This is a genomic window from Pseudomonas sp. AE27, from assembly GCF_037113495.1.
Classification (GTDB): Bacteria; Pseudomonadota; Gammaproteobacteria; order Pseudomonadales; family Pseudomonadaceae; genus Aquipseudomonas; species Aquipseudomonas palmensis.
In genome coordinates this window covers 2921196-2933332 of sequence record NZ_CP146966.1, presented here as the reverse complement: position 1 = coordinate 2933332, position 12137 = coordinate 2921196, and the positions used below count along the sequence as shown (strand labels likewise).

The window sequence follows — 12137 nt, the reverse complement described above, 5'->3', positions numbered from 1 at the left end:
ACTTCGCACCTGTCTCCGGGCTCAAGTGTACGGGTAATGATTGCTGCTCCTGTTCGGTACACGGGTGAGTGGCTTATTCTCGCCCGCAGATGCGTCCCTGCCTGGATGGTTGGCAGGGTGGTTGGTATGCGTTCGCGTAGATGAATAAGTACGCGCGGACGTAAGTACGTAAACTCGTAATTGTATATATAATATGGTTGCTCTAGCTCTTACCCATGCGGCTCCATGTGTAGCATGACTAGCGAATGCGGATGTTGAAGAGGGCCTCCGCCATCGCCTTCAATGGGCTGCGACTGCCGTAGATGCTGAAGGTCACTGCACCGTCCTCATGCCCAGCTATCCGCTTGATCAGCGAGTCCTGCACTCCAGCATCACGCAGGTCATCGATGAGGGTGTGGCGGAAACTGTGGAACGTCTTCCTGGGGTCGCTGATGCCCAGCTTCGTCTTGTAGCGCCCGAACCATTTGGATGGTGCATGGCCTAGCTTGCCCCTAACGGCTTCCAGGTCTGGAAACATGCTTTCTGCCCCGGATTGCCTGAGTGATTGCACGTGCTCCAATAAGCCGAGTTCCATCAATGCCGGGTGCAACGGAAGTACGCGGCGGCTGCTGCTGTTCTTGAGTTGCTGGCCTTCACGTTTGTCATCAATGCTGATGCATTGGATCCCTTGCTGCTCAATGAAGTCATCCAGCTTCAGTTGGCACAGTTCCTCCAGCCGCGCCCCTGTGGCTCGCCCTAGCAGAGGCAGCCAGTAACGCCATGGATGCTTGCGTGCTTCTTTTAGCAGTGACTCATGATCCAGCAGAACAATCAGGTCATGGCGGTCGAAGGACAACCTTGCTTCTTTCGCCGACCCCACCATTACCTTCAGTCCCGCCAAGGGATTGTCTGCTACATAACCGTTCGACCTGCACCAGTTCAAGAAGGCAGTCAGCTTGCGGAGGCGGTTGTTCACGGTGACGGCGGTGATGGTCTTGTACGGGGTGCCGGATTCAATCACCTGCTTCAGCGTCTTGTTCTTGAACTCCGGGCGTAGAGCGAAGTACTGGGGGCAGCGAGCCAGGCGTTCCTTCAATAGCCGAGCTTGCTTCAGGTCGAAGGCGTCGGCAGGCATGTCGCCCATCAGGTCGAAGAGATCGGCCAGTGCGCGTTCAACTTCCTCGATGCTTGCCTGCCGCCATGTCCCACCCCGTTTCCCTTCTTCTATATAGAGCTTGGCAAGTGTCGAAAGGGTGGGTGTGGCGCTTGCCTGCTTTGCTGCGGCGGCAGGCGTGGGTTTGGGAGATAGCCGCACGAGTGGGGGAGGGGCAGCGTCCAGCCATTGTGAGCATGCAGCGCGAAGCGCTTGGACTGAGGTCAGCGGGTTGTCGAGTAGATGACGTTGGATCTTCTCAGCCAGGGATGCTGCGAGGAACATTGCTGCTTGGCGGTCACGGAGATTCAAGCACAGGCGAAGAGTGGACCGCTTCGGAAACAGGTGCTTGGGCAGCCGCAAGTTCAGGTAATAGACGGCTTGGCGTCGGATTATGTAGGCCATGAGTGGAACACCAGAGTGGAACAACCAAGTGGAACAAATCTGGCCACACCCCTAGTTCATGAGCGTCCGTGCAATAGCTCCGCACGTTGGAATTCCTGCAACCCAATCAACCTGAAGCCCTTGCCCCATAAGGCCCGCAACGATTACCCGTCATGCCTGCATGCCACCTGGTCAGGCCCGGAAGGGAGCAGCCACAGCGGGAACATCGTGTGCCGGGGTGTGGCTGGTGGGGTTGCCTCCATAACGCAAGCCCTTGTCTGCCAGGGGCCGCCTCTATCCAGTTCCCTTTCCCCCGAATACGCATGCAGTGCACTGCTTTCCCTTCGCACGCACGAAAAATGCCTGCGACCGGATCACTGTCGCAGACACCTCACTCTCTTCAGCGCTATCAGCAGGGCTCGTAAATGAACGCCTTGTAATCGCCACCCTCCCGGTAGATATAGCGCCCGATACATTCAATGTTGGCTATCTGTGCAACGTAGGTAATACGGTCCGGTTTGAATTCCCGTGCCGCGGTGAGCAGAACTTTGGACAGGTCTCTTTTGACGTTTGTCACATGTTGCTCGTTGGTCTGGCTGAAATCGTCGTACTCGATGGCCCAGACGGTATCCACATCCTTCAACTTCTTCCATTGTTGTTCTGCCAGGAAGTTGTTGAAGTTGTCTCGTTCCGATTCCTTGTTGGTGAGGTCCAGCGAAAGCAATACCCTGATCATTGAGTCATTCCTTTGTGCGGTGCGCTAAGGGACGACGCTGCCCGCTGGCAGCGCCCGGCGGGCATGATTGCAGAAGCGCAGCGCTGGCTACAAGACGCTGTAACTGCGCCGAAACGGTACGTCTTTGAATGTTTCTGTTTATTTTAAAGTGCCTGAAATCCCGTTGTTCCATAAAAGGACTTTATAGCTCGTGTTTCTTTGCGTAGTAACTTTCCTACATGGCCTTGGCTAAGTTGTTTAGTTGCTGTTTTTTGGTAAATTCTTGAATTATTTTAACTCTCAGGTGATGGCCATTTAGCATTGATGGATGAAAAGCGAGTGACTAGGTTGCAAGGGAATTTCACTGCTTATGGGAGCCCACCATGACCCTCTGCCTGTTGTCCCTCGACCTGTCCAATACCGGCGAAGTTCAGCGCGTGGCCTTTTGCAAGGTGCTCAAGGACGATAACTGGAAGCGATTTCGCAATGCCGACGCCACCTGGGAGAAGTCATACGAACTGGCCTACGATGCCCTTGTCGAAAAGCGCGTCAAGACCCTGCTCGAAGCTGCCGCCAATATGGCGGGTATCGAAGAACTGAGGTTCGTGGTGCAAGCCGGCGAGCAGGAGGGCTGGTGTTGCCAGCTGGAGAAGATCCACGGCATCTACCACTTCACCACGTTCGATTCAGCGGCAGATCTGAAAAAGCTTGCCTGAGCATTCGCCAGCGCCCGCCGCGCCGTGTCAACGCGCGCAGCGGGCGTGGTGCGTCATGGCTTGGGGGGCAGCTGCACGTCACCCGCATAGGGCGTCTGCAGGTCGCGCTCGGGTATCTCCCAGATCACCAGCTGTGGCGGCGTCTGCCTGAACGCCGGGCTGTCGAAGTAGGCCTTGGCGGCCCCGGAGAATTCGCCGCCGTCCTTGGCGAAGTTGCCCACAGGCGCCGACAGCGCACGTTGCAGAAAGCCGACAAAGCTCGAGTTGCGCGAAAACGAGGTGCCGATCAGCGCGACGTTCGGCAGGTTGTCGTCGCCGAACAGGTCATCGAGATTGTCGCCCGCATCGCTGACGGCCTCGGCCCGCTCGGTGATGACCGTTGGCGCCACCTGTTCCTGCGGCGGCTGCAAGGCCACTGGCAGCCAATCGATGCCGGCCAGCCGCACCAGGTCCCCGGGGCGCGGTGCCAGAGGCTCCTGGCGGGTGTCGAAGGTCTTGCTGGGGGTGGCGCTCAAGCCCATGCCCTTGACCTGCTCGGCAATGGCCTGGGCAGCGGCCTGGGCGCCGGCTTCGCTCCAGTGGGTATCGGTACGCAGGAACGCACTGGCGCCCAGCGGCTGCAGGCTGGCAGTCAGGTCCAGGGTGGTCACGCCGGCCGCCTGGAGTTTCTGCGCCCACTGCTGGATGCGCGCCTGCGAGGCCGTGGGGCGAGTCAACCCGCACAGCTCGCTGGCGGCGATACGGCTCTTGTCCGGCACCACGCTCACCAGCAGGCGGATACCCCGTTGCTGCAAGCTGCGTTGCAGGGCGATCACCGCATCGGCCTTGGCCTGGGCGTTGTCGGCCGCGTGCCGGTCGAGCTTGAGTTCATCGCTCAGAAACAGCCACTGCGTGCAGCCCGGCCGCACCCGCGGCCCGGTGTCGCCCAGCAGCAGCCAGCTGCCGGCCCGTTCCAGGTCGGCGGCCTCGCTCGGCAGCGGCGCCTTGGCCAGCTCCTTGGCAATGCGGTGGGTGATTTCGCCGTGCAGCACCTGGCCATTGGACAGGTGCTTGTCGGGCATCAGCTCGAGCTTGCCGCTGGCCACCAGCCAGCCACACGACAGCAGGCCGGCACCCAGGAACAGCGCCAGGGTGACGCCGGCGATCGGGCTGGTGCGCAGGGCCAGTGCACTGGGGGGCGTGGGCGCTGTACTGGGAGGAGGTGTCTTCATCGTCATCAGAACTGGAAGTACAGGAAGGGGACCGAATCACGGCTGGCGATCAACGCGAACGACAGCACGAAGCCGGCCACGGGCCACAGGGCAGCGGCATGCACGAACCACGCGCGGCTGGCGAAGCGGTGCTCGGCGCGTGCCTGCCAGATCGGCAGGATGATGCACGCCACGCCCAGCAACGCCGCCAGGCCGTGCACCGGGCGTACGGTGGCTGCCAGTGCCTCGCCCAGGGCAAAGCCGTGCAGGCCGAACTGGCCGGCGTACATCGACAGCGCCGTATGAAAGTCCGGGGCGCGGAACAGCGTCCAGGCCAGGCACACGAACAGCAGCGTCAGGGTGTGCGACAGCACCTTGGGGATCGCCGGCAGGCTGGAACGGCTCCAGGCCCGGTCGACGCACAGCGCGATACCGTGGGCCGAGCCCCACAGCAGGTAGTTCCAGCTGTCCCCGCCATGCCACAGGCCGGCAATGGCCATGGTCAGGAACAGGTTGCGGTAGGTGTTCCAGGTGCCGTGGCGGTTGCCGCCCAGGGCGATGTACAGGTAGTCGCGCAGCCAGCTCGACAGCGACAGGTGCCAGCGCCGCCAGAAGTCCTGGATGCTGCTGGCCAGGTACGGGCGGTTGAAGTTCTCGGGGAAGTGGAAGCCCAGCATCAGGCCCAGGCCGATGGCCATGCAGCTGTAGCCGGCAAAGTCGAAGAACAGTTGCAGCGAATACGCCAGGCAGCCCAGCCACGCGTCCAGGAACGACGGGTTGTCCAGGTGGAAGGCCACGTCCACCAGCGGCGACAGGGTATCGGCCACCAGCACCTTCATGCACATGCCGATCATGAAACGGCGCGCGCCCAGCGAGAAGTTCTGCCAGTTGAAGTAGCGCTGGTTGAGCTCGCGGCGTACCCAGTCGTAGCGGATGATCGGGCCGGCGATCGAGTGACCGAACATCGAGATGTAGGTGGCGAAGTTCACGAAACTGCGCTCTACCGGCACGGTATGGCGGTGCACATCCACCAGGTAGGAAATCGCCTGCAGCACGATGAACGACAGCCCCGCCGGCAACGCCACCCGCTGCCACTCCATCGGCAATGCACCGTAATAGGTGATCAGTTCGTTGTAGTTGGCGGCCAGGATGTTGGCGTACTTGTACCAGCACAGCACCAGCGTATTGAACACGATCAGCGCGGCCAGCAGGCGTATGCGCCCGCGCGAGTCCTCATGGCTGCGGTTCACCAGCAGCCCGCCAACCCACGCGACCACGGTCAGCGCCATGTGCAGCAGCAGGAACAGCGGGCTCAGCCAGCCATAGAACAGCCAGCTGCCGATCAGCAGTACGCCGTTGCGCCAGGCCGGACGGCTCAGCGCGTACACCAGCATGAAGATCGGCAAAAACAGCGTCAGGAACTCGAGTGAGGCGAATACCATGGTGGTGAAGACGTCCGATCAGTTGGAGAGCGTGTCCGTGACGGGCACAAGCTGCGGGCCGCTCGCCGTGGGCAGCAGCAATACGCTGTAGCGCTCGCCGGCCTTGAGTTCGCCCAGGTCCACCGGGCCGCCGACGTTGGCATTGGCGCACACCAGTTGCACCGACAGCTTCACCGGGTTGATCGATCTACGCTGCACGCTGGCCTCTGGCGCGTCCTTGAACAGGTCCGCCGTGCGCCCGGCAGGGCGCAGGCTTGCGCCCTGGCAGGAAGGGTCGAGGTTGACGAAGGCCAGCGAAGCCTTCAGCGCATTGAAGTCGTCGGGTTGCTCGCGTACCACGCGTTGCCGGATGCCGCTGGCGTCCTGCAGGGCGACTACCGTGGCGAATTCGCCAGGAGCAACGCTCAGCTGCAGGGCCGAGCGCTGGCCGTCACGGCTCAGGGTGCCCTTGATGGCCTTGTTGGCCGGTACCGGCAGGTACGCCGACACCGGTTTGGCCGCGTCCAGCTGCAGGCTGGCCCTGGAGCCGTCCGCCACCAGTTGCAGGGTGCCGGGGGCCGCATTGACGAAGCGCAAGAACGCCGAGTCTTCGCTGGGGCCGGTGGGGTACAGCGCGATCTCGGCCTGGGCCAGGCCCGCGCCGAGGGCGGCGGGCAGGGCCAGCAGTACAGCGTGCAGGGCGCGCTTCATTTCTTGATGCTCGTCACGACCGGCGCCTTGACGATCTCTTCGCTGATCTTCTTGCTCCAGGCCAGGTAGCCCGGGGCGGTCAAATGCTGACCGTCGACCGTGGCCCACTCGCCTTGCTTGGAGAATTTGAGCGAGTCGACGTAGTCGCACGGCGCCACGTTGGCGGCGAGGAACTTGGAGGTCAGTTCGACGCGGGCGTAGGTCTTGCCGTACTTGCCGCCTTCGGTCCCCCAGTTGGGGCCGACCCATACGCACTTGGCCCCGGTGTTGGCGATTTCCTTGGCAAAGCTGGTGGTCTGCTGCCACAGCCAGGCCTTGGGGAAGGCCGGTTTGGTGTAGCTGGCCATGGTGTCGCCCATCACCACGACCACCAGGTCCGGCTTGTCGGCCTTGATCAGTTCGCCGATCGGCCGGGTGGCCGCCTTGCTGCCCAGTACCACGGGCTTTTCGGTGCCACGGCGCTCGGCACCGCCGCAGGTGCCAGGGGTGGCTTTGAGCCAGTCGCCGGCATTGGCGCCGCAGATACCCAGCGAGTGCACCTGGGCACCTTGCTGCACGAGGTTGTCGTGCAGGCTCTTGATCAGGTAATCGGGGGTCGCCAGGTGGCTGTCGCCGATCATCAGAATGGTCAGGCCTGCGAGAAGTGAACTAGCCATGGTTGATACTCCTGCAAATCAATTCGAATAAGGGGAACGGTACGGGTTGACGGGCAACGGCATGGCGCCGCGGCCGTCGTCGAACAGGTAGCGCAGGTACAGGCCACCGGTCCATTGCTGGTAGTCGCGGGCGTTGTCCACACCCAGGGTGCCGCCGAAGAAGAACCCATCGCCCAGCCGGTATTCGCCACTGGCGCCCAGCGAGTAGCCGATGCCGGTCTTGCTCTGCGAGGCATAGGTGGTGCGCAGGGTCGTACCGTCCGTGGCAAAGGCCTGGGAAATTCGTTCCAGCGCCGCTTGTGACTGCCTGTCGCGGAAGTACGGTGCGCTGTCCTGCTCGATGTGCTGCATGCCCACCGAACCCTGCACCTGGTAGCTGAAGTTCGGTCCCCGCTGCGCCCAGCTGACCGGCACACCGATGGAGAAGAAGTTCTGCGGGCTGAAGTAGCCGCCGTGGCCGTAGGTGAAGAAGCTCTGGTTGTTCGCGTAATGCGCCCCGGACACGCTCAGGCCTGCGGTGAGGCGTTCATCCTGATTGTTGAGCAGGTACCAGTAGATGCCGCTGCCCAGTTCACTGCGGGTGTTGGACTCCACGTCGTGACCCAGCAGCTTGTGCCAGGAACCATAGCCGTACATGCCGTAGGTCTGATTGTCATAACCCAGCTGCAGACGACCACCGTTGGAGGTTACGCCACCCCATTGCAGGTCGGTGCGCTTGTCGCGGGCTCCGGCGAAGGAGGTCAGGCTGTCGGTGACCGAGCGCCGGGACAGGTTGAGGTTGTAGCGCCAGTTGCTGCCTTCTGCAAAGGGGCGATCCAGGCTGATACCGCCCACGGCGGTGTTGTACAGGAAGCCTACCGGGCTCACGCCCAGGTCTGCCTTGAGGCCCTGCGACGGGTTCTCGTAGGCTAGGGCCACGCCGACGCCGCTGTCCTTCTGCGAGCCGGGGCTGTCGATGTAGAAGTCCTCTGCTTCTGCAAGCAGGTCGGGTAGCGGCATGGCGAGTATGTTCCTGGCCATTTCGCTGGTGATCCCGCCAAAGCGCGAATTGGCGCTCAGCTCGTTTTTCACCCCCCCTGCGTTCAGCGACACTGGCGTGATGCGCAGGGCCAGTCGATCGTCGTTCCACGGCACGCTGATCTCCAGCGGCGCCTCCACATCGGTAATCTTGCCCAGCCCCGATTCGCTGTCGTTACCGCGGAAAGTGACGCCCTGCTTGATTTGCGGGCTGCGCGCCTCGCGAATCGTATCCAGCTCGGTCTGCAGCGCGGCGCGCGGGTCGACCGGTGCCGGCGTGGCGAGCTGCGGCGTGGCCTGGCTGGCCGTGCGCAGGCCAGGTTCGCTGTCGCGACTGGCCAGCAGCACCGGTGCGTCGAACGCCTCGTTGGCGCGGCTGCTGACCTGGGTCTGTGCCGGCTCGGGAATCTCGGCCAGCACCGTTTCGCTCAGGCGCGACTGCTTGCGCTGGCCCGGTTGGCCGACGAAGGGGTTGACGGCAATCGCCTGGCCGAAGGGGTTGAGCACGTTCTGCTCCGGCGGCGCCTGCAAGGCCAGGGCCTGGGCGTACAGCTGCTCGGCCTTGGCCAGCTTGCCGCGGCCACGGTAATAGCCGGCAGCACTGGTGAGAATCTGCGGGTTCTGCGGGGCCAGTTGCAGGGCCTTTTCAACGGCGCGCTCGGCCTTGTCGGCATCGCCGGCCTGTACGAAGGCCTGGGCGGCGCCCATCTGCACGTCGGCATTGTCCGGGTACTGGCGCAGCAGCGGGGTGAACAGCTCCACCGCCTTGGCCGGGTTGCGGTTGTCCAGGTACATGCGCGCCAGCGACGACACTGCCTGCGGGTCTTGCGGGCGTTGCGCCAGGGCCGGGGCGAGGGTGTCGTAGGCGGCCACCAGGTCGCCCTTTTCACGCAGCAGGTCGGCCTGGCGCACGGTGTACTGGAACACCAGGTCGTCGTAGCTGCGCTGGTTGCCGGCCTGCAGTGGCTGGCTGCGCAGCTCGCGCAGAATCTGGTTTACCTGCACGTCGTCGCCGGCCTTGAGCAGTGCGCCGGCATAGGCCAGGCGCAGGGACGGGGAGGGCGTGCTGCTCTGGGCAATGGCGGTGCGCAGCATGCCCAGCGCATGTTCGGTCTGGCCGATATCGATATAGGTCGCGGCCAGCGCCGAGAGCATGCCGGGGTTGTTGGCCGCTGCCGGTTCGGCGCGTTGCAGCAGCTTCATGGCCTGTTGGCGCTGGCCCTGTTTGGCCAGGTCTGCCGTCTGGCGGGTCAGCAGGTGCAGTTCGATCTCTTCGGCCAGGGTGTGCATGGCGGCGCTGCGCTGGGCCGTGGGCACCTGCGCCAGGCTGCGCTGGGCCGACTGCCACTCGCCCAGGCGGCTGGAGAACAGCGCGCTGGCATACAGCGCCTCGGCCCGCTGCGGGTTGGCCTTGAGCATCTCGTCGATGGTCTGGCGCGCCTTGCCGGAGGCATCGCTCTTGAGGTAGACCTGCGCCAGGTCGTAACGCGCCCACACGTTCTGCGGGTCGTTGCGCACGGCCTCTTCCAGCGCCTTGCGAGCGCCGGCCAGGTCGCCACTGCGCTCGGCGTCGCGGGCCTGGCCTACGGCGATGGCCGCGCGCAGCACGCGCAGGTCGCCCAGGCGTTCGCGCTGGGCATCGCTGAGCCCGTCGATCAGGCGCTGGCTTTCGCCCAGCTTGCCGTTCTGCGCCAGCACGCTGACCAGCCCGCGCAGCGCATCGGGGTTGCCGGCATCCAGGCTCAGGGCCTGGCGATAGGTGGTTTCGGCGCTGTCGAACTGACCCTGGGCGGCCTGCAGGTCGGCCAGGCTGACAGGCCCCTGCACCTGGCGCGGGTTCATCGCGATGGCGCGTTGCAGCAGCTCGCGGGCGTCTTGCGGATTGCCGGCGTCGCGGGCGGCATTGGCCTGGTCCAGCAGCACCCAGTAGCGGTTGCCTTGCAGGGCGCTCTGCCAGCGGCTGCTGTTGCCACGGCTGATGGCCTGCTTGAACAGTGCATCGGCGTCGCCCAGGCGGCCCTGGCGCTGGCGCACGATGCCCAGCCCGCCGAGGGCGTCGGCATCCTGCGCCTGCTCGCGCAAACGGGCCTGGAACGACTGCTCGGCCTGGGGCAGGTCGTTGGCGTCCAGCGCCTTGAAGCCGCGCACCAGGTGGCTGTTCTGGCGTTGGACGGCGCTGGCCTGGCTGGCACGGGCACCGCTCTTGAGCTGGTTGCGGATCTCTTCGTCGTCCGGGTAGGCCTTGAGGTAGGCATCGAACAACGGCACCTCGGCCGGGCGCGGCGCACCCAGCCAGGACAGGCCCTGGCGCCAGCCCTCGATCGATTCACTGCCGATCACCGGGTCGTTGGCATAGGACGCCAGCCGGCGAATGCCCTCCACCCGCGTGCTTTCGTTGCGCAGCAGCAGCTTGGCCAGGTTGAGCTTGATCTTGGGGTTGTTCGGCGACTGGCCCTGCAGGCGCTCCAGGCCCTGGCGCGCTTCCTGCCAGCCGGTGGCGGTGTAGCCCAGGTAGCTGTAGAACTCCAGGCCCAGCTCGCCCTGCGGTGCACTGCCACCGAACAGCGTGCGGTATGCCGCCACAGCCTGATCCAGCTCGCCCGATTCGGCGAGTTGGCGGGCCTGCTCCAGTTGCGCGGTGTTATCGGCGCTGTGCAGGGCGATCTCCTGTTGCAGCAACAGGGTCTGACGCTCGCCGGGGTGCGCCTGCCTGAGCTGGTCGAGGTAGCGCTTGGCGCCCTGCGGGCGATTGCCATCAAGCTCCAGCAGGCCAAGGCCGTACAACGCGTCGGCCTGCTGCGGATCGATCAGCAGCAGCTTGCGCCATGCCTCGGTGGCGCGGGTGGTGTCTTTGCGGGCCTGCCAGTATTGACCCTGTTCCAGCAGGACCTTGCCGTTCTCGCTGAGCTCGGCAAAGCTGCTGTTGTGGATCAGGGCGGCAAGCACCCCAATGGCTAGGGTTTGGCGGCGCGAGGGCATGAAGTCTCCCAGAGTGGTTGCAGCTTCCCGTCGTCGAGGAAGTGGTAACGATCATCCATGAAGCCGAGGGCGAACAGGCTCAGCACGAAGTCGTAGTAAGGGGGTTGTCTGGCCTGCAGCGCTTCGGGGCTCAGGCTTTTGCTCATCAGCTGGTCGACACGGGCACGCTGCTGTTCCTGCAGCCAGGGTTGCTGGCGCGCCTTGAAATACGGCAGCAGGGCGGCAGAAAAGCCGAACGGGCCATCGCCGCTGCTGGTGTTGGCCTGCACCTGCACTTTCTCTGGCGGTACGCCGTGGGTCGCGACACTGCGTGCCATGCCGTCGAGGCTGTCGAGGATCGGCTTGGCCAGTGGGTCCTTGGCCGGGGTCATGCCGGCCCACAGGTAGGTGCGGATGGCGTCGTAGCTGCCGGTTTCGCCCTTGACCGGGTCGATCACGAACAGGCCCTTGTCCGGGCCGGTGCCACGGTAGCCCACCCAGTCGGCCACATAGCCGTTGTGGCTCACGCCCTTGATCAGGCTGGCGGTGCTGCGGGCGATCTGGCTCCACGGCCCCTTGGGGTCGACCACCGCCAGGCGTCGCAGCACCGGCACCGGCAGGTAGCTGGGGTTGAGCTGCCAGAAGTGATCGGGCTTGGCAAAGCCCTCCACGCCGGGCAGCAGCATCATGCCCAGGCCCGGCAGCTCGGCCACTTCGCGGGCCTTGATATTGGCCAGCAGCTGGGCAGCCTGGGCGTTGTAGGCCGGGGTGTTCCACAGCCGCGCGGCCTCGCTCAGCGCATAGGCGAACCACAGGTCGGCGTCCGAGGCCGAGTTGTGGTCCAGCAGGCGCCACTGGCCCTTGTCGTCCAGGCCCCAGATCCACCCCGGCAGGTTCTGCTTGATGTCGCCACCGGCAAGGTTGTTGCTGGCCCACAGCCAGAGCTTGTCGAAGCTGGCCTGGTCGTTGGCCACCAGGGCAAAGAACATCGCGTAGGACTGGCCTTCGGAGGAGCTGTGCTGCTGCGGCGTGCTGGCATCGAGCACGCGCCCGTCGGGCTGCACGAAGTGCTGGCGAAACACCTGCCACAACGGCCAGGGGTCGGCCTGGCAGCTGTTGGCCTGGCTCACGCCGGGCAGCAGCAGGGTAAGGGCGCTGGCGCCCAGCAGGCGGCGCAGCAGCGAGCGCGAACGCCTGGCGGGCAACGGTGCGGTGTGTCCGGTTGGCAGAGGCATGC

The 12137-nt window shown here is 64.3% G+C and carries 9 protein-coding genes; 1 reads left to right on the top strand and 8 read right to left on the bottom strand.

Going from position 1 to position 12137, the window contains the following annotated elements:
• Positions 1 to 238 precede the first annotated feature (238 nt).
• Entirely contained in the window at positions 239 to 1537 is a 1299-nt protein-coding gene (locus V9K84_RS13340; protein WP_338790482.1) for a site-specific integrase, read from the bottom strand.
• 388 nt (positions 1538 to 1925) lie between these two features.
• Positions 1926 to 2252, bottom strand: coding sequence for a hypothetical protein (locus V9K84_RS13335; RefSeq protein ID WP_088515632.1), 327 nt, complete (start codon positions 2250 to 2252; stop codon positions 1926 to 1928).
• Positions 2253 to 2614: 362 nt separating this feature from the next.
• On the opposite strand from V9K84_RS13335, the gene V9K84_RS13330 reads away from it, so the two are divergent.
• Complete coding sequence (locus V9K84_RS13330; protein ID WP_043862365.1) at positions 2615 to 2947, top strand: hypothetical protein; 333 nt, start codon at positions 2615 to 2617, stop codon at positions 2945 to 2947.
• A gap of 53 nt (positions 2948 to 3000) precedes the next feature.
• On the opposite strand, the gene V9K84_RS13325 is transcribed toward V9K84_RS13330, so the two are convergent.
• Genes V9K84_RS13325 through bcsZ form a run of 6 tightly spaced genes read right to left on the bottom strand, consistent with a single transcriptional unit; the run spans position 3001 to position 12135 of the window.
• Positions 3001 to 4164: a cell division protein FtsQ gene (locus V9K84_RS13325; RefSeq protein WP_088515633.1), complete on the bottom strand. Its 1164-nt coding sequence runs from the start codon at positions 4162 to 4164 to the stop codon at positions 3001 to 3003.
• Positions 4164 to 5579 carry an MBOAT family O-acyltransferase gene (locus tag V9K84_RS13320; RefSeq protein ID WP_043862367.1) on the bottom strand — a complete coding sequence of 472 codons (1416 nt, stop codon included), beginning with the start codon at positions 5577 to 5579 and terminating at the stop codon, positions 4164 to 4166. The genes V9K84_RS13325 and V9K84_RS13320 overlap by 1 nt, the downstream gene beginning before the upstream one ends.
• A gap of 18 nt (positions 5580 to 5597) precedes the next feature.
• Entirely contained in the window at positions 5598 to 6269 is a 672-nt protein-coding gene (locus tag V9K84_RS13315) for an alginate O-acetyltransferase AlgF (protein ID WP_054915585.1), read from the bottom strand.
• On the bottom strand, positions 6266 to 6925 hold the full coding sequence (locus V9K84_RS13310; RefSeq protein ID WP_088515634.1) for an SGNH/GDSL hydrolase family protein: 660 nt from the start codon (positions 6923 to 6925) through the stop codon (positions 6266 to 6268). The genes V9K84_RS13315 and V9K84_RS13310 overlap by 4 nt, the downstream gene beginning before the upstream one ends.
• An 18-nt stretch (positions 6926 to 6943) precedes the next feature.
• Entirely contained in the window at positions 6944 to 10921 is a 3978-nt protein-coding gene (locus V9K84_RS13305; protein WP_088515635.1) for a cellulose biosynthesis protein BcsC, read from the bottom strand.
• Positions 10897 to 12135, bottom strand: a complete 1239-nt coding sequence (gene bcsZ / locus V9K84_RS13300) for a cellulose synthase complex periplasmic endoglucanase BcsZ (protein WP_078480243.1) — start codon at positions 12133 to 12135, stop codon at positions 10897 to 10899. Before bcsZ ends, V9K84_RS13305 begins: the two co-directional genes overlap by 25 nt.
• Positions 12136 to 12137: the final 2 nt, after the last annotated feature.

What these genes read in the sequence shown, in the direction of transcription:
- V9K84_RS13340 (WP_338790482.1), bottom strand. Translation starts at nt 1,537, where the DNA reads ATGGCCTACATAATCCGACGCCAAGCCGTCTATTACCTGAACTTGCGG.
- V9K84_RS13335 (WP_088515632.1), bottom strand. Translation starts at nt 2,252, where the DNA reads ATGATCAGGGTATTGCTTTCGCTGGACCTCACCAACAAGGAATCGGAA.
- V9K84_RS13330 (WP_043862365.1), top strand. Translation starts at nt 2,615, where the DNA reads ATGACCCTCTGCCTGTTGTCCCTCGACCTGTCCAATACCGGCGAAGTT.
- V9K84_RS13325 (WP_088515633.1), bottom strand. Translation starts at nt 4,164, where the DNA reads ATGACGATGAAGACACCTCCTCCCAGTACAGCGCCCACGCCCCCCAGT.
- V9K84_RS13320 (WP_043862367.1), bottom strand. Translation starts at nt 5,579, where the DNA reads ATGGTATTCGCCTCACTCGAGTTCCTGACGCTGTTTTTGCCGATCTTC.
- V9K84_RS13315 (WP_054915585.1), bottom strand. Translation starts at nt 6,269, where the DNA reads ATGAAGCGCGCCCTGCACGCTGTACTGCTGGCCCTGCCCGCCGCCCTC.
- V9K84_RS13310 (WP_088515634.1), bottom strand. Translation starts at nt 6,925, where the DNA reads ATGGCTAGTTCACTTCTCGCAGGCCTGACCATTCTGATGATCGGCGAC.
- V9K84_RS13305 (WP_088515635.1), bottom strand. Translation starts at nt 10,921, where the DNA reads ATGCCCTCGCGCCGCCAAACCCTAGCCATTGGGGTGCTTGCCGCCCTG.
- bcsZ (WP_078480243.1), bottom strand. Translation starts at nt 12,135, where the DNA reads ATGCCTCTGCCAACCGGACACACCGCACCGTTGCCCGCCAGGCGTTCG.